We start from the raw sequence: 24,788 nt of genomic DNA on the forward strand, positions 1-24,788 counted from the left end.
AGTTGCTCAGTTGCCCGCCGCGTTTCCGGAGTCAGCGGGCGCCGGAGCGACGGCTGCCAACGGTGAGTAGTCGCCGTTCGTCGTCAGCGTCCCGTTGTCGGCGAAGGTCACCTCTGCGCGGACTCGGACCGACTTCGCGGTGAAGAGCAGATCGTCCGGCGGCTGTGGAGCGGCAGCAGCCGCGTCCCACGAGTCCGTCCGCGGGAAGCCGCTGCCGTCGTCGGTCGAGTACCAGTAGGCGGTGTACCGCACGGACACCGCCGAGGACGTCGGCCCGCTCACCGTGATCGGCTTGGTCAGCTGCGCGCTCGTCACCGAGGACGTCGCGTCGAGCGCGGCGATGTTCGCGGTGTACGAGGAGCCGTCGTCCGTCGTGCAGAAGTTCGAGCCGGGGCTCCCACACGCGCGCAGTGTCATCGCGACCGCGACGTTCCGGGCACCGTCACCGGGCACCCCGCTCCACCGTTGTCCGGGCTGCAGCGTGATCGGAGCGCCGCCCACCTCCAGCTGGTAATGGTCGACCGGGGTCGTCGGAGCGGCGACGACCACGTCCGGGGTCGAGGAGCTGTCCGACGTGAGGAACACCGCAGGGGTCGAGGTACCCGAAGGACGTTCGTACGTCTGGGTGGTCGTCGTCTGCGCGTTGCAGAAGTAGCCGTTCCAGACGGTCACCGAGTAGGTCGCCGTCCCGCCGCCGACGCCGGAGTCACTCGCGGGACTCGTCTGGCCGAGCGAGCCTCGGGCGGTGCAGTCGCTCTGCGCGCCACGGAACGCGTTGTAGGAGCCGCTCGTCCCGCCGGCGAGGTCGGCGGCGCTCCACGTGACGGTGACCGACGACTTGCCGTCCCGGTCCGGGTTCTTCCCCGCCACGGCGGAGACGTTGGTCGGTTTGCCCGGCACGCCCACGGCGGAGCCGGTCGCCGAAGCCGAGTTCCACTGCACCACGGTCCCGTTGCGGTCGGCGCCGTTCCGGGCGGACACCGTCACCGTGTACTGCGCCCCGCTCTGCGCCCCCGTGAAGGACGTGTTCGTGGCCGTGCCCGTGCTGCGGGTCGTCGACAGGTCCGGCCCCTCGATCGAGACGACGTAGTTGTCCACGGCGCTGCCGTTGTTCGGCGCCGCGACCGCGTTCCAGGTCACGTCAAGCTGGTTCGGCGTGCTCTTGCTCGGGGTGACGCTGATGCCGGTGGGCGGCGCGGGGACGAAGTCGGCGCTGATCGGCGCGGAGTTCGCGGAGGCGGCCGAGTCGCCGACGGCGTTCGTGGCCACGACGGAGAACTGGTAGGAGCCCTTCGGGTCGAGCCCCTTGATCGTGCAGACCGTCGCCGTCCCGCAGTCCTTCGACACCCCGTTCGTGCCCTGCAGTCGGTAGCCGGTGATGGGCGAGTTGTTCGCCTGCGGCGTCGACCACGTCAGGGTCGCCTGCCCGCCTTCGTACGATCCGGTGCGGGTGGGAGCACCGGGTGCGTCCGGGACGTCCTGCACCGAGATCGTCACGTCGCCCCACACGTACCGATCCGGATCGTCGGTGGCGTCGGCGACCTGGTACTGCAGGTGCGTGTCGACGGGCTTCGCGCTGTCGGAGACACTGACCTGCAGCCGCGACTTGTCGGCGCTCGGCGTGACGGTCACGCCGCCGGGAAGCCCGCCGCCGAGGCCGCGGATGTTCACGACGCGCAACCGCTGGCCAGGGAACGGGTTCGTCGGTTGGTCGTTGGCGAGGACGTCGATCGTGGTCGTCTGGCCACGCTTCGTGACGGACTTGTCCGCCCCGGGCTGCACGAGCGGCCGCGTCGAGGCGACGACGTCGACGCTCACGACCCCGGACCGGCCGGCGTTGGCGTCGTCGGCGACCCCGATGCCGATCGAGGCGGTCGTGTTCTTCTTCGCGGTGTCGGCGACCTTGATCGTCAGGTTCTGCCCGCTGATCATGGCGGTGGTGCCGTCGCTCGGCTTGCTGACGACGGAGTACTTGAGCTCGGGGAGGTCCTGCGGGTACGGGTAGTCGGTCAGCTTGCTGAGGTCGATCACGCGCGACTCCCCCGGCTGCATGTCGACGGCGGAGCCGGTGAACGCTGGCGGCTGGTTGGACCGGGGCGTGACCTTGACCGGCAGCACGAGCGTCGCGACGCGTCCCTTGCCGCCGTTGGCGTTCGAGCCGTCGGTGACCTCGAACGAGATGGAGGCGTTCCCGTAGTAGAGCTTCGACGAGGTGAACTGCAGCGTCGAGGAGTCGACGACGAGGCTCTGCCCGTTCGCGTGCGTCGCCTTCACCGTGCCGCGGTCGGTGATCTTGGCGGTCTGCCCGTTCGCTGTGACGACGTACTTCGACAGCGGGATCCGGACCGTCGCCTCGCTCTTCACCGTGATCGCACCGGCGGTCCGGTTGACCTGCGGCAGGGCGTCGTCGAAGCCGGGCACGTGGATGAACCCGTAGGACACGATGTCCGGGTGGTCGACGCGGGCGACCGAGAACGGGATCACCTGCGAGTCGTCGGAGAGCCGGACGACGATGCGCCCGTCGTCGGTGGTGCGGGCGTTGTCGCCGTAGCCGTCGACGACACCGACCTTCAGGTCGGCCGTGGTCCCCTCGGCGAAGAAGACGTTCTCGAGGACGTCGACCGTGACGCTCTGCCGGTGCAGGATGTCCTGCAGGTCGAGCGTGGTGTCGTCGACCTCGGGCCGCAGCGGCTGGGCGTCGGGGTCGACCGTGACGGTGAGGAAGGCCGTGCTCGCTCCGCCGTTCTCGTTCGTCACCGTGTACAGCACGGCGTAGTCGCCGTTCTTCGCGGTCTTCGGCGGTGTGACCCGGATCTGCTGCTTCTGCAGGATCTTGGCGGAGACCGACTCGGCGGTGGGCTCGGCCTTCGTGACGGTGAGCTGGCCACCCTCGGGGTCGGAGTCGTTCTGCAGCACCCGCACGGTCACCGAGCCGCCGGGCCGGATGGTCACGTGGTCGGCTTCGGCGACGGGGTTCGACGCCTGTTCTGCGCGGGGCGCGATGCCGACACGCACGGTGCCGGTCGCACGGGCGCCGAGCGCGTCGACGACCGTGTACGTGAACTCGTCGGTGCCGGCGGAGTAGTCGCCGGCCTCGTACGTCAGCGAGTCGGACGACACGTCGGCGACGGAGCCCTTGTCGGGGTTCGACGCGACACCGACGAGCTGCACCGAGTCACCGTCGGGGTCGATCCCGTTCAACGGGATGGACACCCGGACGGACTGCCCGGCGACGACCCGCGCGGTCACCGTCTGCGGGACGGGCGGGTTGTTCGTCGCGGCGTCCTGCTCGCGCACCGAGATCGAGACGGTCGCGTCGGCGTACTGGCCGTCGGGCCCGGCGACCCGGTACACGGCGGTGTAGTTGCCCGGGGTCTTCGGGGCGAGGTACCGCAGGTGGTCGCCCGAGACGAACAGCAGGCCACCGTCGCCGGGGACGTTCTGCACGAGGTCGGGTTGCAGCGTGAGCGGCTCCCCCTCGGGCTGGGTGTCGTTGTCGAGCACGTCGATGTTCGCCACGTCGCCGACCCGCACGGTCGCGGCGTCCGGCTGCGCCACTGGCGGCTGGATCCGGTCCGGCTTGGGGATCTCGACGACCGTGATCGTGCCGGTCGCCGAGGCGAGTCCGTTCGTCTCGGTGTAGCCGAAGGAGACCGGACCGTCGAGCGGCGCGGTGAGCGTGACCCGGACGGTGTGCTGGTCGAGGATGCTCGCCTCGACCCCGGATCCACGGCCCGGACCGTCGAGCGCGGTCACGAGCAGCACGCCGCCGGCCGGGTCGATGTCTGTGGCGGTGACGTCGGTGTCCTTCGTCGACAGGGTGTTGACGAACACGGTCTTCGGCGTCGTGATCGGCGCGGTCGAGGCGTCCGGCGGCGCGAGGATCGTGACGCGCACGATGCCGCTCGTCGTCTTCGTGCCGTCGGTCACGGTGTACTCGAGCTGGTGGTCCCCCGCGCCGGCGCCCTGCACGCGGAACGTGCCGGAGTCGTAGCTCGGGGTGACGGTGAGGCCGGTCGACGACGACACGCTCGTGAGCGTGACGGTGCCGTTCCCGCCGCGGACGTGGTCGAGCGGGTCCACCGTGAACGCCTTGCCCGCGTACCCCTGCACGGGGAACGGGTCGGCGTAGAGCGGCACGCTGCCCTGCTTCGCCACGTGGACCGTGACCGAGCCCCGACCGTCCGCACGCCCGTCGCTCACGACGAGCTGCACGGCGCGGTCGCCGGTCCGCGCGCTCGCGTTCCGGTAGTCCAGCAGCCCGTCGGGTGTCGTCGACACGCGGTCGCCGTCAGCCGCGGTCGCCGACTTGAGGTACACCGGGTCGCCGTCGGGGTCGACCCAGTCGCCGAGCACGTTCGAGACGACGTGCCCGTTCTGCACGACGTCGGCCGAGGTGTCGCGGACCTGTCGGGGCGGGTCGTTCTCGGAGTCGGGGCGGACGGTCACCCGGACGGTGGCGGTGTCCGACCCGCCGTTGCCGTCCGTGATCGTGTACGGGAAGGAGACGGTCCCGGTGGCGCGGCCGGACAGCGTGATCTGCAGGCGCTGGCCGTCGCCGACGATCGCGACGTCGCCGACGGCGTCGTCGATCTTCCCGACCTCGCTCACGACGATCGGGTCGCCGTTCGGGTCGTAGTCGTTCAGCAGGACCGGGAGGCTCGTGGTGCGTCCCGGACGAGCGCCCAGGTCGTCGTCGACCGCCACCGGCGGCTTCTGGTCCTTCTCGACCTCGGGGTCGTCGTCGGACACCTGCTCCTGCTGCTGGTCCTCGTCCTTCTTGATGAGGTCGGCCCAGTTGTCGATGAGCTGTCCGCTCCGGTCGATCGCCCAGGAGCGCCCGCTCTGCGGGTCGTTCGCGACGACCGTCTCGCCGTTGTGCAGGATCTGCAGGTCACCGGTGCCCGCGGTGCTCGCGAGTCGCTGCAGGCCGGACCCCTTGCAGGTGTCGATCGCCTGCCCGCCGGCCCACGCCGCGTACGTGCAGGAGCCGACGACCATCGGTCGTGCAGCACGACCGGAGACCTGCATCGCAGTGCTGCTGACGTCGCCGGATGCCGAGACACGGACGAGTCCGGCGGTGCCGGCGACGACGACCTCGGACGAGCTGTCCGTCGAGTGCTGCAGGGCGGGTGCACTGCCGACGCGGTCACCGAGGTCGACCGTGCGACCGTCCACCGACATCCGGCCCGAGCTGCGGTCGAGCACGGCCAGGTGGTCCCCGAAGGACGCGACCTGGAAGTCGTCGGCGCGGTCCATCTTCACCGTCCACCGCTTCGCGACCGTCGGCGTGGTGCCGACGTCGACGAGTGCAGCGGTGCCGGTCTTCGGCGAGTAGACGGCGACGTGGTCGTCCGAGGCGTCGAAGACGGCGTCGGCGCCGAGCGTCAGGTCGGCCTTCGTCGACGCGTCGAACTCGCCGAGGTCCTTCGCCGGGGTCGCCCAGAGCTCGCCGGTGTCCCCGTTGCCGATGACCGCCGTGGACCCCGCGAAGAAGACCTGCGGCGTCCCGGCCGGCAGCGTGACCGGGTCGGCCACCGTGGCGTCGGCCACGTCGACCTTCGCGACCGTGCCCTTCGTCTCGTCGACGCTGTAGACCGTGGAGCCGCGCTGCAGGACGGACAGGTCGTCGCTCGCGGTCTCGACGGCGGTGTTGAGCTGCAGGACCCCGGTGTTCGCCCGGCCGACCGCACCGTACTCGGCGGACGGCACCCACACGGTGCCGTCACCGAGGTCGACCCGCTGCGTGTGGTACCCGGTCGACGCGATGGCCGCGGTGGCGACGACCGCGCCGACGACGACCGAGGCGCCGACCGTCACCGCTGCGGACCGGTGCTTGGCGAGGAACGCCCGGATCACCCGGCGCTCCCGATCGTGGCGCACTTCTGGGCGCTCGCGACCCCGGTCTTGCCGTCACGGTTGACCGCGACGGCGATGCACTCCTCGTCGCCCTTCTGACCCGAGACGACGAAGCTGGTGCCGGTCTGCTGGCTCGCCGCACCGTTCGACGAGATGACGTAGGTGTCCCCCGTGCGCAGGCCCGGGTCGGCCCAGGTGAAGGTCACGGACGACGGTGACGGCTCGGCGCGCACGTCGGCGACCACCGGGATCGCGCCGGAGCCGAGGCGACCGATGACGAGCACGGTGGCGACGGCGAGTGCGGCGACCACCACGACCGCGATCGAGGTCGCCCAGACCAACGTCGACCGCGTGCGGCGGCGGGCGCGCGTGACGGAGCCGGTGCGGTGGACGGTGCCGACGCTCTGCGCCGCGGCCCCCGCCGATCCGCCCTGCAGCGCCTTGCGCGTGCGCCGACGTGCACCCACGCGGGTCGGGGGCTGCAGCTCGCGGATCATCGTCCGGTCACCGTGCGGTGTCGGCGTCGCGACGGCCCACGCCTCGACCGCGACGTCCGCCGAGGTCTGCGGGATGCCGAGCTCGGCCTCGACCTGCTGGAACCCACGGACGAGCTCCATGACGGTGGACGGCCGACCGGCGACCTTGCGCGACATCGCGGATGCGAGCAGCCGCTCGAGCGACGGCGGGACGTCGGTCCGCCCGGTGGGCTTCACACCGCCCTTGTCGATGCGCCCCATGAGGTCGGCCGCGCCGTTCTTGCCGCCGCGGACCTCGAAGGGGCTCCGGCCCGCGAGCAGGGAGAAGACCGTCGCCGCCAGCGAGTAGACCTCGGACTGGATTGTGCCGCGGGACTCGTCGATGAGCACCTCGGGCGCGGACCACGGGATCGACATGCCGATCGGCTCGTCGGGGTCGGCCTCGCCGATGGTCGCCGCGATGCCGAAGTCGGACAGTACCGGGTTGCCGTACGCCGTGAGCAGGATGTTCGACGGCTTGATGTCGCGGTGCAGCACGCCTTCACGGTGCGCGGTCTCGAGCGCGGATCCGATGCGGATGCCGATCGCGAGGACCTCGGACACGGGGATCGGCTCACGGCGGTACCGCTCGCTGAGGGATGACGAGCAGAGCTCCATCACCAGGTACGGCCGGCCGTCGGAGGCCACACTCGCCTGGAACACCGTGAGGATCGACGGGTGCGTGCTGAGTCGCGCCATCAGGTTCGCCTCGGCCTGGAACATCTGCCGGACGCGGTCGTCCACGACCTCGTCGAGCAGGACCTTCACGGCGACCTGCCGGCGCGGCATGTCCTGCTCGTAGAGGAAGACGTCCGCGAAGCCACCGGAACCGAGGACGTGCACGGGGCTGAAGCCCGCGATGACGGGCGGGGTGGACGGCAGGCGTCGCGCCATCGTCCCCTCCTCCCCGGCCGAGCGGCCAGCTCTCTCGTCACGGCCATGCCATTGTACGAACCGTGGGTGACCGACATTCCGCACACTGCGCGCAGCCCGAGGTCACCCGTCCCCCAGTTCGGGGGGCACTCAGTGCCGCGGCAGCGTGTCCTCCACGTCGCCGTCGTCCGGGGCGTCGTCCACCTGGAGGACGACGACCGTCACGTTGTCCCGACCGCCCGCGACGACCGCGTCGCCCACAAGACGCTCGGCGAGGTCCTGCGCCGCCGGCACGCGTGCGGCGATCCGGGCGATGCCGGCGTCGCCGAGTTCCTTGGTGAGCCCGTCCGAGCACACGATGTACCGGTCCCCCGCACGGAGCGGCAGGGTCCACCAGTCCGGCTCCGGCGGTTCGCCGAAGCCCACGGCCCGCGTGATCACGTTGCTGTCCGGGTGCCGCTCGGCATCCTCGGCGCGGAGGAGGCCGGCGTCGACCATCTCCTGCACGACCGAGTGGTCGACGGTGACGCGTCGGAGGACGCCGCCCTCGATCCGGTAGGTCCGGGAGTCGCCGACGTTGAAGACGAGCGCAGCCGGCTGTCCCTGCGCGGCGACGAGCGCGATGCCGGTGACGGTCGTCCCGGCGCCGATCGCGTTGCCGCCCGCTGCGCGCTCGATGTCGGCGGTGGCGAGCAGGAGCGCCCGCTGGATGGACTGCCGCGTCGTGAACGCGCTCTCCGTCGCCTGCTCGAGGCGGCGGACCACCGCGTCGCTCGCACGGTCGCCCGCGAGGTGGCCGCCCATCCCGTCAGCGACGACGAAGAACGGCGCCCCGACGATGTAGCTGTCCTCGTTGTGGTCACGGCGCCGACCGACGTCGGTCGCGGCTCCCCACGAGAGCGTCAGGGTGGCGCCGTCGGCACCGGGGACGTCGATGGCGTGCGCAGTCGCTGCTCGGCCGAGTTCGGTCACGTTTCAGGATCGCTCTCTGGGGGTTCGGGGCGTGCCGGCGGGTGGGTCGGTCGGCCACGTGGGAAGGGGTGGGAGGTCCCTCGACGACGGTGCGACCCGCAGGTGTGGCGAGAGGACCTCGATCACGTTGCCGTCACCGATCTCGACAACCGTACCCGTCAGCACGACGTTCGACGCACCCGCCGGCATCCGGAACGGCGCCGACCCGGCGGGCCGCACGACGGTCCCGTTGGTGGACCGGAGGTCGTCGACCACGGCGGCTTCGCCCTCGGCGTGCAGCATCACGTGCGACGACGACACCTGGCCGCTCGACGACGGGACGGACACCAGTTCGGGAGCCGGACCGCGCAGGATCCGCGGCAGCGCGGGCCGCCGGCCGACGATCACGGGGTGGTCGAGCCGGATGACGCGGTCACCGATCCGCACGGACGGCACCCTGGTCGTCGGTGCGGGGACGTCGGACGGGAGGCGCGGCTCGCCCCCGACGGGCGTCCCGTCCTGGGTGGTGGGGTGCGTCCGGGCCCCGACCACGGTGTCGTCGATCGACCCGCCCTCCGGGCGCGGCGCGCGACCGGGCCGCAGCACCGTGTCGTCGAGGGAACCGGTCGCCGGAGCGGCAGGCGCACCCGGCACGGGCGGCACCGGACGGATCACCGTGTCGTCGACGTCCTGCGCTTCCGAGACGCCGTGCACCACCGGCGCGGCCGGCAACGGCGGCACCGGACGGATCACCGTGTCGTCGACCGAGTCGGCGGTCGGAGCGCTCGGGACTCGGGACGCACCGGGGACTGGCGGGACCGGACGGATCACGGTGTCGCCCAACAGGTCGTCCACCGACGCGTGCACCGGTTCGTGGGACGCGGCGGCGCAGGGTCGACGGACGACCGTGTCGTCGATGTCGTCGTCGCGCACCCGAGCCCTCCAAGCGTGGTCGAGACAACCGTAGACGATCCTGTCCGCCGACCGTCATCCACGGTCCCACGCGGGACCGCTCCCCGCCCGGACCGAGCGCAGCACCAGGCCCGCCAACGGATCGTCCGCCCGGGTGTCGAGGGCGTGCTGCGCCCGCGTCTGTGCCCGCGCGGCGGACCCGAGCGCCCAGGAGCACCACGCCGCCACGGCCAACGCCCCCGCGGCGCCGGCAGCCGAGTCGGCCGACGGGTCCTCCGCACGCCAGTGCCGCCAGGCATCGGCGCACCGGTCACCCGCGGTCCGGAGTCGCGCCCGGTCCGGCTCGGGACCGAACCCGCACAGCGCCGGCGGTGTCGGGTCGGAGAAGGGGTCGAAGGCGGCCACCGCACGGGGCTCGATCGGCCCGGGGTCGGCGAGGAACCGGATCACCGCGAGCCGGGTCGCCAGTGCTCCGCACGCCGTGACGACCGCGATCGACGCACCACGCGACGACGGTGCGTCGCCGGGCGCGACGAGGGCCGCGCAGGCGGCGGGGAGGGTGACGGCGGCCGCGATCTCGCGCGGGTAGCGCACTGCGGCGTCGGGGTGGCTTCGTGTCGTGACGGGGATCATGCACGTCATCGAAACGCACGCCGCGCCTCCTGGACCCGCCGACGTGGGCACCTGTGGGACGCGACCCGCCCCACCCGTCCTGTGGAGGACGAGCGGGGCGGAACCGGGATCAGACCGTCGCGGGCTCGAGGCTCTCCGCGACGAGGTCCCACGAGCCGTCGTGCTCCTCGAGGACGACACCGTGCGCGCCGGCCCAGTCGAGCAGCTCGGCCGTCGTCGTGGCCGCCGCGCCCGTCCGGGCGAGGAGCGCGACCAGGCGACCCTTCGCGGTCTTGTTCCAGTGGTTCAGCGCCTTGCGCCGGCCGGAACCGTCGACGCTCACGACGCGCGGGACGACCGCGCCCGTGACGGGGCCGAGTTGCCGGTACCCCTCGGAACGCAGGTCGAGCACGAGCCCGTCCGCCGTGTGTGCCGCGAGCACCCGGGCGGACGGCTCCGGCCAGTGCGACGCGAGCCGGACGGACCCGAGCCGCGAGTCGTGGGAGAGCCGGTAGGCCGGGACGAGATCGCCACCGCGGACGGGGCCGAACATCGCGGACTGCACGACCACGTGCTCGAACCACCACGCACGCGTCGCAGCGTCCGCGTCGAGCGAGCCGAGCGGGTCGTAGAGCACACCCGTGTACCGGTCGATGGCCGGCATCGTGCCCGACGTGTCGAGCTCGAGGTTGCGGAACCGCTCCCCGATCGACTTCGGGCCGAGCTTCAGCGCCGTCCGGGCCGAGGACTCCTCGGAACTGACGGAACGGGCCGCGGTGGTCACCGCGGCCCGTTCAGCAGCCAGTTCCGGGAACGACAGCGCACGCAGGTCGAGCGTGCGGTCCGTGTCCCCGCCCTCCCGCTTCGTCTCCGAAGGCGGGAGGAGGACGGTCAGTCCGGTCAGGACGCCAGCGCGGCCTGCCGCGCCACGATCGTGACCGTGTCGTGCTCGACCGACAGGAAGCCGTCCTCGGCGTCCGCCGCCACCGTCGAGCCGTCGGCTCGGGTGATGCGGACCTGTCCCTGCGCGAGGGTCGCGAGCAGCGGCTCGTGTCCCGCGAGGATACCGATCTGGCCCTCCGTCGTGCGAGCGACGACCATGGTGGCGTCGCCCGACCAGACCTCACGGTCGGCCGAGACGACGCTCACGGTGAGTGCCGCCATGTCAGCGGTTCTCCTTCTGGATCTGCGCCCACTTCTCTTCGACGTCGTTGATGCCACCGACGTTGAAGAAGGCCTGCACGGCCACGTGGTCGAACTCGCCGTCGGCGATGGCGCGGAAGGACTCGATGGTGTCCTTCAGCGGGACGGTCGAACCCTCGACGCCCGTGAACTTCTTCGCCATGTACGTGTTCTGCGAGAGGAACTGCTGGATACGACGAGCGCGCTCGACCGTGATCTTGTCCTCTTCGGAGAGCTCGTCGACACCGAGGATGGCGATGATCTCCTGCAGTTCCTTGTTCTTCTGGAGGATCTGCTTGACGCGCGTGGCCGTCTCGTAGTGGTCGGCACCCAGGTAACGGGGGTCCATGATCCGCGAGGTCGACGTCAGCGGGTCGATCGCCGGGTAGAGACCCTGCGAAGCGATCTCACGCGACAGCTCGGTCGTGGCGTCGAGGTGCGCGAACGTGGTCGCCGGCGCCGGGTCGGTGTAGTCGTCAGCCGGCACGTAGATCGCCTGCAGCGAGGTGATCGAGTGACCACGCGTCGAGGTGATGCGCTCCTGGAGCACACCCATCTCGTCGGCGAGGTTGGGCTGGTAGCCCACCGCGGACGGCATGCGGCCGAGCAGCGTGGAGACCTCGGAGCCGGCCTGCGTGAAGCGGAAGATGTTGTCGATGAAGAGGAGCACGTCCTGCTTCTGGACATCACGGAAGTACTCCGCCATCGTCAGCGCCGACAGGGCCACGCGCAGACGCGTTCCCGGCGGCTCGTCCATCTGGCCGAACACGAGGGCAGTCTTGTCGAAGACGCCCGCCTCTTCCATCTCGCCGATGAGGTCGTTGCCCTCACGGGTGCGCTCGCCGACACCGGCGAACACCGACACACCACCGTGGTCCTGCGCGACGCGCTGGATCATCTCCTGGATGAGGACCGTCTTGCCGACGCCCGCACCACCGAAGAGGCCGATCTTGCCACCCTGCACGTACGGGGTGAGGAGGTCGATCGACTTGATGCCGGTCTCGAACATGGAGGTCTTCGACTCGAGCTGGTCGAAGGCCGGGGCCTTGCGGTGGATCGGCCAGCGCTCGGTGATCTCGAGCTTCTCGTCGGTGTTGAGCACGTTGCCCAGCACGTCGAAGACCTTGCCCTTGGTGACGTCGCCGACGGGGACCGAGATCGGAGCGCCCGAGTCACGGACCTCCTGGCCACGGACCAGACCGTCGGTCGGCTTCAGGGAGATGGCGCGGACGAGGTCGTCGCCGAGGTGCTGCGCGACCTCGAGGCCGATCTCCTGCGACGAGTCACCGATGGTGATGGTCGTGAACAGGAGGTTGTACATCTCGGGGATGGCGTCGTGCGGGAACTCGATGTCGACGACGGGGCCCGTGACACGGGCGATCCGGCCGACACCGGGCGCCGACGACGTCTCGACCGCGGTGGTTGCGGTGTCGGTCATGGCTGGTGCCTTCCTGAGGGTGGGTAACTGTCCGCGAACGACGCGGACTACTTCTTCTTCGACGAGAGGGCGTCGGCGCCGCCGACGATCTCGGAGATCTGCTGGGTGATCTCGGCCTGTCGGGCGTTGTTCGCGAGACGCGTGAAGTCGCGGATGAGCGAGTCGGCGTTGTCGCTCGCCGCCTTCATCGCCTTCTGCCGGGCGGCGTGCTCGGAAGCAGCCGACTGGAGCATGGCGTTGAAGATGCGGCTCTCGATGTAGACCGGGAGCAGCGCGTCGAGCACCGCGTCGGCGTCCGGCTCGAACTCGTAGAGCGGGAGCGGCTCGTCGTTCGACGGCGCCTCGACCCCCTCGACGACCTCGAGCGGGAGCAGCCGGACGACCTGCGGCTCCTGCGTGGCGAGACTCAGGAAGCGGTTGAAGACGATGTGGATCTCGTCCACGCCACCCTCGGCCGTGTCCTGCAGGAACTTCGCCACGACGGCGTCACCGATCGACTTCGCGGTCGAGAACTCCGGCTGGTCGGTGTTGCCGACCCACTGCTGCTCCGACTCGCGCTCACGGAACGCGAAGTACCCGACGGACTTGCGCCCGACCAGGTAGAACACGACGTCCTTGCCCTCGCTGCGGAGCAGGGAGGCGAGCTCCTCGCCCTGCTTGAGGACGTTCGTGCTGAACGCACCGTTCAGGCCGCGGTCCGACGTGAACAGCACGACGGCTGCACGCGTCGACGACTCCGGCTCGGTGGTCAGCACGTGGTCGACGTTCGAGAACGTCGCCACGGCCGACACCGCGCGCGTCACGGCCCGCGAGTACGGACCCGACGCGGCCATGCGGGCCTGCGCCTTCTGGATCCGCGACGCCGAGATCAACTCCATCGCGCGAGTGACCTTCTTCGTGGTCTTCGCGGACTTGATTCGCTGTCGGTAGACCCGGACCTGCGCTGCCATCTAGCGACGACCCTTGACGATCTGCTCCTGGTCGACGTCGTCGGCCGAAGCGGCCTCGAACTGCTCGGACCCGAGCGTCTTGCCGTCGCTCGTCTGGAAGCTCTTGGAGAACTCGTCGATCTGCTTGGTCATCTCGGCGACGGTGTCGTCGCTGAGCTGGTTCGTCTCACGGAGCGTCGTCAGGACATCCGAGTTGCGACGCAGGTGGTCGAGCAGCTCCGACTCGAAGCGCAGGACGTCGGCCACGGGGACCTCGTCGAGCTTGCCGTTCGTGCCGGCCCAGATCGAGACGACCTGCTCCTCGACCGGGTACGGCGAGTACTGCGGCTGCTTGAGGAGCTCGGTCAGACGGGCACCGCGCTCCAGCTGACGACGCGACGCCTGGTCGAGGTCGGACGCGAACATCGCGAAGGCCTCGAGCGAGCGGTACTGCGCGAGCTCGAGCTTGAGCGTGCCGGAGACCTTCTTGATCGACTTGACCTGCGCGTCACCACCGACGCGGGACACCGAGATGCCCACGTCGACAGCCGGACGCTGGTTCGCGTTGAAGAGGTCCGACTGCAGGAAGATCTGGCCGTCGGTGATGGAGATGACGTTGGTCGGGATGTACGCCGAGACGTCGTTCGCCTTCGTCTCGATGATCGGGAGACCCGTCATCGAACCGGCGCCGAGCTCGTCGGACAGCTTCGCGCAACGCTCCAGCAGGCGGGAGTGCAGGTAGAAGACGTCACCCGGGTAGGCCTCGCGGCCCGGCGGACGACGCAGGAGGAGCGACACCGCACGGTAGGCCTCGGCCTGCTTCGACAGGTCGTCGAAGATGATCAGGACGTGCTTGCCCTGGTACATCCAGTGCTGGCCGATGGCCGAGCCGGTGTACGGGGCGAGGTACTTGAAGCCGGCCGGGTCGGAGGCCGGGGCGGCGACGATGGTGGTGTACTCCATCGCGCCGGCGTCCTCGAGCGCACCCTTGACGGAGGCGATCGTGGAGCCCTTCTGACCGATGGCGACGTAGATGCAGCGGACCTGCTTGTCCTCGTCGCCCGACTCCCAGTTGGCCTTCTGGTTGATGATCGTGTCGATCGCGATGGCCGTCTTGCCGGTCTGGCGGTCGCCGATGATCAGCTGACGCTGACCGCGGCCGACGGGGATCATCGCGTCGATGGCCTTGATGCCGGTCTGGAGCGGCTCGTGCACCGACTTGCGGGACATGACGCCGGGCGCCTGCAGCTCGAGGGCACGACGACCCTCGGCCGGGATCTCGCCGAGACCGTCGATCGGGGCGCCGAGCGGGTCGACGACGCGACCGAGGAAGCCGTCGCCGACGGGAGCCGAGAGGACCTCGCCCGTGCGGGTGACTTCCTGGCCCTCTTCGACACCGGCGAACTCGCCGAGCACGATGGCGCCGATCTCGTCCTCGTCGAGGTTCTGCGCGAGGCCGAGCGTGCCGTCCTCGAAGCGGATGAGCTCGTTCGCCATGACGCCGGGGAGGCCCTCGACGTGCGCGATGCCGTCGCCGGCGTCGATGACGTGCCCGACCTCGGCCGTGGAGGCCTTCGTCGGCTCGTAGTTCGAGACGAAGTCCTTCAGGGCATCACGGATCTCATCGGGGCTGATGGTGATGTCTGCCATGGGATTTTCCTTGTTGGTTTCCGGGGCCCTTCGGCTCCGAGAGGGTGACGCTGCCTGACTCGGCAGTTCCCGTTGTGGACTTGGGAGGAGCGGCTTCGACGGTACGCCTAGCCGGCGAGCTGGAGCCGGAGCTCCGAGAGCCGCGTGGACACGGTGCCGTCGATGACGTCGCCGCCGATCTGCACCCGGACCCCGCCGACGACCGAAGGGTCGACCACGTGGTTGATGCTGATGCCCTTGCCGTGCTGCTCCGCGAGGGCACGGGCGACGCGAGCCGCCTGGCCGTCCGTGAGCGGCGTCGCGGTGATGACCGTCGCGACGAGCTTGCCGGCCTGCTCGGCCACGATGCGCGAGGCGTCGCGGACGAGTTCACCGATGCGACGACCACGCGGCTGCTGCACCAGGTGCGACAGGATCACGATGGTCTGCTCCGATGCCTTGCCGCCGAGCAGCCGCTCGACGAGGGCGCTCTTCTCCGACGGGCTGCCGAGCTTGGTGCCCAGCGCCAGCTCGAGGTCGGCGTCCGAACGGACGGCGGTCTCGAAGGAGAACAGTTCGGCTTCGATCGGCGTGCCGGACGCTGCCGTGGCGGCGACGGCGCGGATGCCCGCGTCCTCGATGCCGACGAGCAGGTCCTGGTGCGAGGACCAGCGCGAGCCGGCCACCGCGGTCAGGACCGCACGCGTCGCGGCCGACTGGCCGGCGAAGACGCGGTCGAGGACCACCTTCTTGCCGGCCGGGTCGGCCGTCGGGTCGGACAGCAGACCGAGCAGCTGCGGCGCACCGGCGATCGCACGCCCTGCGGCGAGGATCTCGGCACCGGCGGCGAGGTCGGCCGCACCGCCGAGGTCGGCGAGCACCGCCCTCGTCGACGCCAGTGCTTCCCTGGTGGCGCTGCGCATGCTCAGCGCTCCCCGGCCGACGATGCCGACGAACCCTGCGAGGCTTCGAGGTCAGCGAGGAACCGGTCCACGACCGCGGTCGACTTGGCGTCGTCCTTGAGCGACTCCCCGATCACGCCGGAGGCGAGGTCGAGGGCGAGGGTGCCCACCTCGGTCCGGAGCGACTGGAGCGCGCTCTGACGCTCGGCCTCGATCTGTGCCTGCGCGTTGGCGGTGATGCGTGCTGCATCGGCCTGCGCCTGCTCGCGGAGCTCGTTGCCGATCGCGTTCGCGTCGGAACGGGCCTGCTCACGGATGCGAGATGCCTCGGCACGGGCCTCGGCGAGCTGCTTGTTGTACTCGTCGAGCGCGGCAGCGGCCTGCTCCTGAGCAGCCTCCGCCTTCTTGATGCCACCCTCGATGGCCTCGGTGCGCTCGTCGAGCATCTTCGTGATCCGCGGGATGATGACCCGCCAGAAGACCAGCAGGATGACGACGAACGCCACCGCGGACCACACGATGTCGTACAGCGGCGGTACGAGGGGATTGTGCGTCTCCTCGGCCGCGATGATGAGTGCGTTCTGCATCGAGAGGCCTTAGTTGGTGAAGATGAAGTACGTCGCGATACCGATGAAGGCGAGGGCCTCGGTGAAGGCGATACCGATGTACATGAGGGTCGTCAGGCGGCCCTGGAGCTCCGGCTGGCGAGCGACGGACTCGATCGTCTTGCCGACGACGATGCCCACGCCGATGGCCGGGCCGATCGCCGCGAGGCCGTAGCCCACCGTCGCGATGTTGCCGGAGATTTCCGCGAGAACGGTCGTTGCGTCCACGTGTTTTCCTTTCAGGATGCGGCCCGGCGGATGCCGTGCCGTATTGGGGGTCAGTTCAGGTCGTTGGTCAGTGCTCGTCAGCCAGCGCGAGCTGGATGTACACAGCGGTCAGCAGCATGAAGACGTACGCCTGCAGCAGCGCGACCAGGATCTCGAAGAAACTGAACGCGATGCCGAACGCGAGCGTCCCGACTCCGAACGCCTTGAAACCGAGCGAGGCGTCGAAGAAGAAGAACTGCGTGGCAGCGAAGAAGAGGACGAGCAGCAGGTGGCCGACGACCATGTTCATCAGGAGTCGCAGGGTCAGCGTCACCGGACGGAGCACGAAGGTCGAGACGAGCTCGATCGGCGTCACGATGATGTACAGGTACCACGGGACACCAGGCGGGAACAGCGAGTTCCGGAGGAAGGTGCCCGGGTGCTTGCGCAGACCCGCGTAGATGAACGCCACGTAGGCGACGATCGCGAGGATCATCGGGTACGCGATACGGCTGGTGCCCTGCAGGTTGAGCCCCGGGATCAGACCCGTGAGGTTCAGGAACAGCACGGAGAAGAAGATCGTGGCCAGCAGCGGGAGGAACCGCTTGCCGTCCTTCTCACCCAGGTTGTCGAAGGTGTTCCGGCGGACGACGTCGAACGCGTACTCGATGAGCGCCTGGCCGCGGCCGGGGACGAGCTTGAGCGAACGGGTCCCGATGATGCCGATCAGCAGCAGGACCGCGACGGCGATGAACCGGATGATGACGAGTCGGTCGATCTCGAAGGGCGTCCCGGCGAAGAAGATCGCATCCGGGAAGAACTCGTTGATCGACGGACCATGGAACTCGGCGGCCTTGCTGCTCCCCGCCGCAACGGTGTTACCCGCAGCGGTGAGGGACAGGGGAAGAGCGTGGGATAGCAGCGCTGTCTCCTGTGTCGGCGCGCGCACGCATGGCACGCGATGGTGGACGTTGTGGAGGCTCGTCCGCTCCGAGCAATGCTCCGGACGCGGACTCCGAGAAGCCTATCAGGTGCGAGAGGCTTCCCGGGCTCTCAGTTGCGGGGCGCGTCCTTCTCAGGAGACGCGGAGTCTCCGGGGAGGCTGACCCCGATCGGGATCCGGGCCTTCGCGACCGCGACCACGTCGATCACGAGCGAGCCGACGACACCGACGATGATCGCGATCGCGAGCACCGGGAAGTCCACCCAGGCGCGGTCGCGCAGCAGGACGAGCACGACGATGAACACGACGAACTTGAGCAGCCACGTGCCCATCACGATCCCGAAGAACGCGCCGGAGATCATCTGCCCCTTGGAGACGCGCAGCGCCACCAGCACGCTCACAGCGGTCAGCCCGAGGAACACCACGCTGAGGACGGCTCCGAGCAGGCCACCGGCGAGCCCGGGACCGCCGGCGACGAGCAGTCCGACGACTCCCCCGACGACGGCGAGTCCGACGGCCAGGAGCGCGCCCCAGGTGATGATGCGGCGGAACACCGGCCGGACGTGGTCGAGCGCGTTCGGTGCGGTCACGAGTTGTCTCCTGGGATCGAGCGGTCGTTGGCGGCCCGGTCGAGCGGGTCGAGGCTGGCGTCCACCACGGCGGTGGACCGGGTGGCGACCTGTGCGGCGAACTCGGCGCGTTTGCGGCCGAGCGGGGCGAAGGTGGCGACGGCGCAGACGATGAAGCCGACGGCGACGAAGACGACCACCCAGTACCAGTCCACGAAGAGGAACAGCAGGCAGCCGATCGCCACGGTGGCCGTCCACGCGTAGAAGATGAGCACGGCGTGGAAGTGCGAGTGCCCCATGTCGAGCAGGCGGTGGTGCAGGTGCTTCCGGTCGGCCGAGAACGGCGACTTGCCCGCACTGAGCCGACGCGTGACCGCGAGCCCGAAGTCGAGGATCGGCACGATGAGGATCGCGAACGGCAGCAGGATCGGGATGAACGCCGGCAGCAGCGCCTGGCGTGTCTGCACCGCAGCCGGGTCGATGTTGCCCGTGACCGAGACCGCGCTGGTGGCCATCAGGAAGCCCACGAGCAGGGCGCCGGCATCCCCCATGAAGAGCTTCGCGGGGTGCCAGTTGAGGATGAGGAAGCCGAAGCAGGCACCGACGAGCACAGCGGTGAGCAGTGACGGCAGGTTGAAGAAGAACTCCGTCTGCACGACCACGCGGTTGATGAAGAACGTGTAGAGGAAGAACACGCCGCCGGCGATGATCGCCACGCCGGCGACGAGCCCGTCGAGGCCGTCGATGAAGTTCACCGCGTTCATGACGAGCACCACCGCCAGCACGGTGAAGATCAGGCTCATGTAGGACGACCCGACCCCGAGCGTGTTGCCGATCGGCAGCGACACGATCGCCACGCCCTGCCAGGCGAGGATCCCCGCGGCGATGATCTGCCCGGCGAGCTTCGTCATCCAGTCGAGGTCCCAGATGTCGTCGGCGACGCCGAGGACCACGATGATGGTCGCTCCCCCGAGCACCGCCAGCACACGACCCGGCTCGGAGAACACCAAGCGGAAGTAGTCGGTACCGGCGATCGACGGGAAGAGGAACCACGCCGCGAGCAGCGACACGATGACGCCGATGTACATCGCGATGCCGCCGAGCCGGGGCGTCGGCGTGCGGTGCACGTCCCGCTCGCGGACCTTCGGGTACCACTTGTACTTCAGCCCCAGCTTCCAGACGATCCAGCTGACGCAGAAGCTCACCACGGCCGCGATGGCCCCGGCGAGCAGGTAGTACTTCATCCGACGAGGTCGGCTCCGACGACCCTGGTGATCTCCTCGTCCGGGATCACACCGTGGCGGACGATCCGGAGCTTCCCGCCGTCGGAGAGCCCCGTGGCGTCGACGATCGTCGAACCGGTCGACTCCGCGAACCCCTCGTGCGGCTCGAGCGAGCCCCCGTCGAGGTACACCGCGACGCTGTCGCCGAGCATCGCCTCGGCCTGGTCGGCGTCCATCGCGGCCGGGTCCCCCGTCGTGTTCGCCGAGGACACCGCGAGCGGACCGACCTCCTGCAGGAGTTCGAGCGCGATCCGCGAGTCCGGCATCCGGAGCGCCACGGTGCCGCGTGTCTCGCCGAGGTCCCAGTCGAGGGACGGCTGCGCACGGAGGATCACGGTGAGGCCGCCGGGCCAGAACTCGTCGACGAGGTCGCGCACCTGCTGCGGGATGTCGCTCGCGAGCGCGTCCAGGGTCGGCGGTCCGGGGATGAGCACCGGCGGCGGCGACTGCCGGGTGCGTCCCTTCGCGTCGAGCAGTCGCTGGACGGCGGCCGCGCTGAAGGCGTCCGCGGCCACGCCGTAGACGGTGTCGGTGGGGACCACGACGAGCTCTCCGCGCCCGAGTGCGGCACGTGCGAGCCGCATCCCGGTCAGGAGCCCGTCGGAGTCGGTGCAGTCGTATCGGGATGCCATGACTCGACGATGATAGTGCGACACAATGGGTGGCATCGTGAACGAGTCCCCTGCGCCCCGCCTCCTGTTCCTCTTCGACATGGACGAGGTCCTCGTCCGGTACGACTGGCAGGTGCGGATGGCCGCACTCGCCGAGTTCACCGGGCACGAGTTCGCGGAGCTCCGTCGCCGGTGGTGGGACTGCGGCAACGAGCAGCGCGCCGAGGCAGGCGGGTACGCCGACGGCGACGAGTACCTCGCCGCCTTCGCCGAGGCCATGGGCTGCGACGTCCCCGAGACCGAGTGGGCGCGGATCCGCGGCGCCGCGATGACCGAGCTGCCCGACCGGATCGAGGCAGTTCGCGTCGCGAGCGAGCACGGCCGCGTCGGCCTCCTGACGAACAACGGACCGCTGGCCGGCCGGTGGATCCACCGCTGGGCGCCGTCCCTCGCGCCGGTCTTCGGCGAGCACCTCGACACCACGAGCAACTTCGGGGCGCGCAAGCCCGAGCCGGAGGTCTACCGGCGCGCGCTCGAGCACCACGGCGTGCCCGCCGAGCGCACGTTCTTCGCGGACGACATGCCGATCAACGTCGAGGGCGCGCAGAGTGTCGGCATCCACGCGGTGCTCGTCGAGGAGCACACCGACCTGCGCGAGGCCGTCCTCGCCTTCGTCGCGGAACAGCACGAGACGGCTGGCGTCTAGACACCGGGTCCAGGAGGCGCGGCTCGACCCCGCCTAGCGCGTCGCCGTGGTCGTGCGGTCGCGTCCCGTCAGGTCGACGTGCGTCTCCGGGGAACGGAACCCCCGGCGCGCCAGGACCTCACGCACGCCGGCGCCCTGCGGCTCGGCGTGCTCGATGACGAGGACTCCCCCGGGGACGAGCAGGCGCCACGCGGTGTCGGCGAGGGCACGCACCGCGTCGAGTCCGTCCGGACCGCCGTAGAGCGCCACGGCCGGGTCGTGGTCGCGGACCTCGGGGTCGATCGGCACCGCGTCGTCGGGCACGTACGGCGGGTTCGACACGACGACCGACACCGTGCCGTCGAGCTCGGGCAGTGCGTCGGCGAGGTCGCCCTCGACGAGGCGGACCGTCCCGCCGTGGGCATCAATGTTGCGCCGCGTCCACGGGAGCGCCTCGGGCGAGCGTTCGACCGCGTACACGACCGCGTTCGGCACCTCGGTGTCCATGGCGATGGCGATCGCGCCGCTGCCGGACCCGAGGTCGACGGCGACCGGGGACGCCACGGGCACCGCGCGGAGTGCGTCGATGCCGAACTGCACGACGCCCTCGGTCTCGGGCCGCGGCACGAACACGCCGGGTCCGACGGCCAGGGTCAGCGCCCGGAAGTACGCCTCGCCGGTGATGTGCTGGAGCGGCTCGCGGGTGGCGCGTCGGGCGACGGCGTGCCGGAAGCGCTCGACGTGCTCGGCGGCGATCGCGCCGCCGGTCATCGCCCGGGCCTGCACGGCGCCGCGCGAGGTGTCGGTCGCCCAGGCGAGCAACAGCTCCGCGTCCACCTGCGGGGTCGGGACGCCGGCCGCGTCGAACGCCGCGGCCGCCTCGCGCAGGAGGCGGTCCGCGGCGAACGCGACGGGCGTGTCGGAGGCGGGTCGCGCCTCCAGGCCGTCCGAGGGGACGTCGCTCACGCGTCCTGGTCGCCGATGGCGGCCAGTCGTGCCTCTTCGTCCGCCTGGATGGCGGACTGGATGACGGGCTCGAGCGCACCGTTCATGACGCGGTCCAGGTCGTACGCCTTGTACCCGGTGCGGTGGTCCGCGATGCGGTTCTCCGGGAAGTTGTACGTGCGGATGCGCTCCGAACGGTCCATGCCGCGGATCTGCGACTTGCGCGCGTCCGAGGCGATGGCGTCGAGCTCCTCCTGCTGGCGCGCGAGGATGCGGGCACGCAGCACGCGCATGCCGGCCTCGCGGTTCTGCAGCTGCGACTTCTCGTTCTGCATCGCGACCGTGATGCCCGTGGGCAGGTGGGTGATGCGGACCGCGGAGTCGGTCGTGTTGACGGACTGTCCCCCGGGGCCGGAGGACCGGTAGACGTCGATCTTGAGGTCGTTCTGGTTGATCTGGACCTCTTCGGGCTCGTCGACCTCGGGGAAGACGAGCACGCCGGTCGTCGAGGTGTGGATGCGCCCCTGCGACTCGGTCGCCGGCACCCGCTGCACACGGTGCACGCCGCCCTCGTACTTGAGGTGCGCCCAGACGCCCTGGGACGGATCGGTCGCGTTCGACTTGATCGCGACCTGGACGTCCTTGTAGCCACCGAGGTCGGACTCGGTGCGCTCGAGCATCTCGATCTTCCAGCCCTTGGACTCGGCGTAGTGCGAGTACATGCGCAGGAGGTCGGCCGCGAAGAGCGCCGATTCCTCGCCGCCCTCGCCGCCCTTGATCTCCATGATCACGTCGCGCCCGTCGTCGGGGTCGCGCGGGATGAGCAGCCGGCGGAGACGCTCCTGGCGCTCCGACAGCTGCTCCTCGAGCGCCGGGACCTCGTCCGCGAACGCCTCGTCCTCACGCGCGAGCTCCTGGGCGGCGGCGAGGTCGTCCCCCGCCGCCTTCCAGGACTCGTACGCGGACTTGATCTGGTTGAGCTCGGCGTACCGCCGGTTCACCTTCTTCGCCCGGGCCGCATCGGCGTGGAGCGCGGGGTCCGACAGCTGCTGCGTCAGGTCCTCGTGTTCCGCCAGCAGCCCTGCCACCGACTCGAACACGCGTTACTCCTGGTGACCGTTGTGGTGCCCACCGGTCGTGGGGACCGACTTCTGCACCTGGACCAGGAACTCGACGTTCGACTGCGTCTCCTTGAGGTTCCGCAGCACGATCTCGAGGGCCTGCTGCGGGTCGAGCCCGGCGAGGGCACGTCGCAGGCGCCACGTGATCTTGACCTCGTCGGCGGAGAGCAGCTGCTCCTCGCGACGGGTGCCGGACGCGTTGACGTCGACGGCCGGGAAGATCCGCTTGTCGGCCAGGTGACGGTTGAGGCGGAGCTCCATGTTGCCGGTGCCCTTGAACTCCTCGAAGATCACCTCGTCCATCTTCGACCCGGTCTCGACGAGCGCCGTCGCGAGGATGGTCAGCGAACCGCCGTCCTCGATGTTGCGCGCGGCGCCGAAGAAGCGCTTCGGCGGGTAGAGGGCCGACGAGTCGACGCCACCGGAGAGGACGCGACCGGAGGCCGGCGTCGCCAGGTTGTAGGCGCGGCCCAGACGGGTGATCGAGTCGAGGAGCAGGACCACGTCGTGGCCGAGCTCCACGAGGCGCTTCGCACGCTCGATGGCGAGCTCGGCGACCGTGGTGTGGTCTTCTGCCGGACGGTCGAAGGTCGAGGCGATGACCTCGCCCTTCACCGTGCGCTGCATGTCGGTGACCTCTTCGGGCCGCTCGTCCACGAGGACGACCATGAGGTGCGCCTCGGGGTTGTTCTTCGCGATCGCGTTGGCGATGGCCTGCAGCACGACCGTCTTGCCGGCCTTCGGCGGGGAGACGATCAGGCCGCGCTGGCCCTTGCCGATCGGCGACACGAGGTCGATGATCCGCGTGCTGAGCTTCGAGGGCTCGGTCTCGAGGCGGAGACGCTCGTTCGGGTACAGCGGGGTGAGGTCCTGGAAGTCGACGCGCGCGGCGGCCTCGTCGGCGGTCTGCCCGTTGACCGAGTCGACCTTCACGAGCGCGTTGTACTTCTGGCGGCTCTGCTGTTCGTTGTCGCGCGGCTGCTTGATCGCACCGACGACCGCGTCGCCCTTGCGCAGGTGGTACTTCTTCACCTGGCCGAGGGAGACGTAGACGTCGTTCGGGCCCGGCAGGTAGCCGGTCGTGCGCACGAAGGCGTAGTTGTCGAGGACGTCGAGGATGCCCGCGATCGGGATGAGGACGTCGTCCTCGGTGATCTCCGGCTCGAACTCGTCGTTCTGCCCGCCGCGGCCGCGCTTGCGGTCACGCTGGCGACGGCTGCGGCCGCCCTCGGTCTCGTCGGCGTTCGGCTGGGCCTGCTGCTGCTTCTGCTGACCCTGCTGGCTCTGCTGCTTCTGCTGGCCGCTCTGCTGCTGGCCGTTCTGCTTCTGCTCGTTCTTGTCGTCCTGCTGGGCGTTCTTCTGGTCGCCCTGCTGGCCCTGGCCGTTCTGGCCGTTCTTCTGGGCCGCGTCGGTCTTCGGGGCGTTGTCGCGACCGTTCTGGTCGCCGCCCTGCTCGCCGTTCTCGGCGTTCTGGCCACGGCCACGACCGCGACCACGGCTGCGACGACCGCGGCGCGAGCCGCCCTCGCCCTGCTGGTCGTTCTGGTCGCCCGACTCGGTGCCGTGCGCGGACTGCTCCTGCTGGTCGCCCGCGGCGTCCTGCTGGGTCGGCTGCTCGGCCTGGTCCGACGTCTGCTCGGAGCGCTCGGTGCGCTCGGCCTGCTGGCCGTTCTGCTGGTCGCGCTGCCCGCGGCCACGACGCTGGCCGCCGGTCTGCGCGGCTTCCTGGGCGTCCTTCTCGGCGCGGACCTGGTCGAGCCCGGCGAGGAGGTCCTCGGTGCCGGTCTGACCGTGGTTGGTGTGCTCGGCGGCCGAGGTCGGCGCGGCGCTCACGGTGCCGCCGGACGAGGCACGGCGCGAACGGCGGGCCCGCGAGGACGCCGGCTGCTCGGCGGGGGCCTCGGCAGCGGGTGCCTCGGTCGGCTCCGGCAGCGTCGGGTGGGCCGGCGCGGGGGGCCCGGCCGCGGGGGCGGCGCGGCCCGCGGGGGGGGCCTCGCGCGTGGGGCGCGCATCCTCC

21 protein-coding genes are annotated in these 24,788 nt (G+C 70.3%); 1 reads left to right on the forward strand and 20 read right to left on the reverse strand.

Annotation, left to right across the window (positions count from 1 at the left end):
* Nucleotides 1–6 precede the first annotated feature (6 nt).
* The 17 genes from HWD93_RS11980 to HWD93_RS12060 all read right to left on the reverse strand — a co-directional run bounded on the left by HWD93_RS11980 (nt 7) and on the right by HWD93_RS12060 (nt 20,041).
* The gene (locus HWD93_RS11980) at nt 7–5,859 is read right to left on the reverse strand and encodes an Ig-like domain-containing protein (RefSeq protein ID WP_261646942.1); all 5,853 of its coding nucleotides are present in this window, start codon (nt 5,857–5,859) and stop codon (nt 7–9) included.
* A complete protein-coding gene (locus HWD93_RS11985) occupies nt 5,856–7,268 on the reverse strand; it encodes a serine/threonine-protein kinase (protein ID WP_071296246.1) in 1,413 nt (470 codons plus the stop codon). Before HWD93_RS11985 ends, HWD93_RS11980 begins: the two co-directional genes overlap by 4 nt.
* Before the next feature lie 129 nt (nt 7,269–7,397).
* The gene (locus HWD93_RS11990; protein WP_070416284.1) at nt 7,398–8,219 is read right to left on the reverse strand and encodes a PP2C family serine/threonine-protein phosphatase; all 822 of its coding nucleotides are present in this window, start codon (nt 8,217–8,219) and stop codon (nt 7,398–7,400) included.
* Nucleotides 8,220–8,222: 3 nt separating this feature from the next.
* Nucleotides 8,223–9,131, reverse strand: coding sequence for a hypothetical protein (locus tag HWD93_RS11995; RefSeq protein ID WP_261646943.1), 909 nt, complete (start codon nt 9,129–9,131; stop codon nt 8,223–8,225).
* Between the two features lie 54 nt (nt 9,132–9,185).
* Nucleotides 9,186–9,743 carry a hypothetical protein gene (locus tag HWD93_RS12000; protein WP_261646944.1) on the reverse strand — a complete coding sequence of 186 codons (558 nt, stop codon included), beginning with the start codon at nt 9,741–9,743 and terminating at the stop codon, nt 9,186–9,188.
* 109 nt (nt 9,744–9,852) lie between these two features.
* The gene (locus HWD93_RS12005) at nt 9,853–10,626 is read right to left on the reverse strand and encodes a YaaA family protein (protein ID WP_306577246.1); all 774 of its coding nucleotides are present in this window, start codon (nt 10,624–10,626) and stop codon (nt 9,853–9,855) included.
* Entirely contained in the window at nt 10,623–10,886 is a 264-nt protein-coding gene (locus HWD93_RS12010; RefSeq protein ID WP_022905458.1) for a F0F1 ATP synthase subunit epsilon, read from the reverse strand. Before HWD93_RS12010 ends, HWD93_RS12005 begins: the two co-directional genes overlap by 4 nt.
* A gap of 1 nt (nt 10,887) precedes the next feature.
* A complete protein-coding gene (atpD, locus tag HWD93_RS12015; RefSeq protein ID WP_022905457.1) occupies nt 10,888–12,342 on the reverse strand; it encodes a F0F1 ATP synthase subunit beta in 1,455 nt (484 codons plus the stop codon).
* A gap of 47 nt (nt 12,343–12,389) precedes the next feature.
* Nucleotides 12,390–13,292 (reverse strand): F0F1 ATP synthase subunit gamma, encoded by a 903-nt coding sequence (locus HWD93_RS12020; RefSeq protein ID WP_070416288.1) that lies wholly within the window; start codon nt 13,290–13,292, stop codon nt 12,390–12,392.
* Nucleotides 13,293–14,921, reverse strand: a complete 1,629-nt coding sequence (gene atpA, locus HWD93_RS12025; RefSeq protein WP_070416289.1) for a F0F1 ATP synthase subunit alpha — start codon at nt 14,919–14,921, stop codon at nt 13,293–13,295.
* A 107-nt stretch (nt 14,922–15,028) separates the two neighbouring features.
* Nucleotides 15,029–15,823, reverse strand: coding sequence for a F0F1 ATP synthase subunit delta (locus HWD93_RS12030; protein ID WP_070416290.1), 795 nt, complete (start codon nt 15,821–15,823; stop codon nt 15,029–15,031).
* 2 nt (nt 15,824–15,825) lie between these two features.
* Nucleotides 15,826–16,389, reverse strand: coding sequence for a F0F1 ATP synthase subunit B (locus tag HWD93_RS12035; protein WP_070416291.1), 564 nt, complete (start codon nt 16,387–16,389; stop codon nt 15,826–15,828).
* A gap of 9 nt (nt 16,390–16,398) precedes the next feature.
* The gene (gene atpE, locus HWD93_RS12040) at nt 16,399–16,635 is read right to left on the reverse strand and encodes an ATP synthase F0 subunit C (protein ID WP_070416292.1); all 237 of its coding nucleotides are present in this window, start codon (nt 16,633–16,635) and stop codon (nt 16,399–16,401) included.
* Between the two features lie 67 nt (nt 16,636–16,702).
* Nucleotides 16,703–17,563, reverse strand: coding sequence for a F0F1 ATP synthase subunit A (gene atpB / locus HWD93_RS12045; protein ID WP_374115161.1), 861 nt, complete (start codon nt 17,561–17,563; stop codon nt 16,703–16,705).
* A gap of 104 nt (nt 17,564–17,667) precedes the next feature.
* Nucleotides 17,668–18,147 carry a hypothetical protein gene (locus tag HWD93_RS12050; protein WP_229085036.1) on the reverse strand — a complete coding sequence of 160 codons (480 nt, stop codon included), beginning with the start codon at nt 18,145–18,147 and terminating at the stop codon, nt 17,668–17,670.
* Nucleotides 18,144–19,370: an MraY family glycosyltransferase gene (locus tag HWD93_RS12055; protein ID WP_070416293.1), complete on the reverse strand. Its 1,227-nt coding sequence runs from the start codon at nt 19,368–19,370 to the stop codon at nt 18,144–18,146. The genes HWD93_RS12050 and HWD93_RS12055 overlap by 4 nt, the downstream gene beginning before the upstream one ends.
* A complete protein-coding gene (locus HWD93_RS12060; RefSeq protein ID WP_070416294.1) occupies nt 19,367–20,041 on the reverse strand; it encodes an L-threonylcarbamoyladenylate synthase in 675 nt (224 codons plus the stop codon). The genes HWD93_RS12055 and HWD93_RS12060 overlap by 4 nt, the downstream gene beginning before the upstream one ends.
* Nucleotides 20,042–20,078: 37 nt before the next feature.
* Here HWD93_RS12060 and HWD93_RS12065 point away from each other — a divergent pair, with 37 nt between their 5' ends.
* A complete protein-coding gene (locus HWD93_RS12065; protein ID WP_254790918.1) occupies nt 20,079–20,726 on the forward strand; it encodes an HAD family phosphatase in 648 nt (215 codons plus the stop codon).
* Between the two features lie 33 nt (nt 20,727–20,759).
* Here the strand turns inward: HWD93_RS12065 and prmC are convergent, their stop codons facing one another.
* The 3 genes from prmC to rho form a co-directional block, all read right to left on the reverse strand.
* On the reverse strand, nt 20,760–21,647 hold the full coding sequence (prmC, locus tag HWD93_RS12070; protein ID WP_071296353.1) for a peptide chain release factor N(5)-glutamine methyltransferase: 888 nt from the start codon (nt 21,645–21,647) through the stop codon (nt 20,760–20,762).
* Between the two features lie 20 nt (nt 21,648–21,667).
* The gene (prfA, locus tag HWD93_RS12075; protein ID WP_070416296.1) at nt 21,668–22,750 is read right to left on the reverse strand and encodes a peptide chain release factor 1; all 1,083 of its coding nucleotides are present in this window, start codon (nt 22,748–22,750) and stop codon (nt 21,668–21,670) included.
* A 3-nt stretch (nt 22,751–22,753) separates the two neighbouring features.
* Nucleotides 22,754–24,788 (reverse strand): transcription termination factor Rho (gene rho / locus HWD93_RS12080; RefSeq protein ID WP_261646945.1); only part of this gene is annotated, 2,035 nt, incomplete at its 5' end.

Origin of the sequence: Curtobacterium sp. C2H10 (genome assembly GCF_025407985.1) — a bacterium.
Classification (GTDB): Bacteria; Actinomycetota; Actinomycetes; order Actinomycetales; family Microbacteriaceae; genus Curtobacterium.

Bases quoted from the DNA above. Each gene is read 5' to 3' on its own strand.
- HWD93_RS11985 (WP_071296246.1), bottom strand. From the start codon at position 7,268: ATGGCGCGACGCCTGCCGTCCACCCCGCCCGTCATCGCGGGCTTCAGC.
- HWD93_RS12000 (WP_261646944.1), bottom strand. From the start codon at position 9,743: ATGATCCCCGTCACGACACGAAGCCACCCCGACGCCGCAGTGCGCTAC.
- HWD93_RS12010 (WP_022905458.1), bottom strand. From the start codon at position 10,886: ATGGCGGCACTCACCGTGAGCGTCGTCTCGGCCGACCGTGAGGTCTGG.
- atpD (WP_022905457.1), bottom strand. From the start codon at position 12,342: ATGACCGACACCGCAACCACCGCGGTCGAGACGTCGTCGGCGCCCGGT.
- HWD93_RS12020 (WP_070416288.1), bottom strand. From the start codon at position 13,292: ATGGCAGCGCAGGTCCGGGTCTACCGACAGCGAATCAAGTCCGCGAAG.
- atpA (WP_070416289.1), bottom strand. From the start codon at position 14,921: ATGGCAGACATCACCATCAGCCCCGATGAGATCCGTGATGCCCTGAAG.
- HWD93_RS12030 (WP_070416290.1), bottom strand. From the start codon at position 15,823: ATGCGCAGCGCCACCAGGGAAGCACTGGCGTCGACGAGGGCGGTGCTC.
- HWD93_RS12035 (WP_070416291.1), bottom strand. From the start codon at position 16,389: ATGCAGAACGCACTCATCATCGCGGCCGAGGAGACGCACAATCCCCTC.
- HWD93_RS12055 (WP_070416293.1), bottom strand. From the start codon at position 19,370: ATGAAGTACTACCTGCTCGCCGGGGCCATCGCGGCCGTGGTGAGCTTC.
- HWD93_RS12060 (WP_070416294.1), bottom strand. From the start codon at position 20,041: ATGGCATCCCGATACGACTGCACCGACTCCGACGGGCTCCTGACCGGG.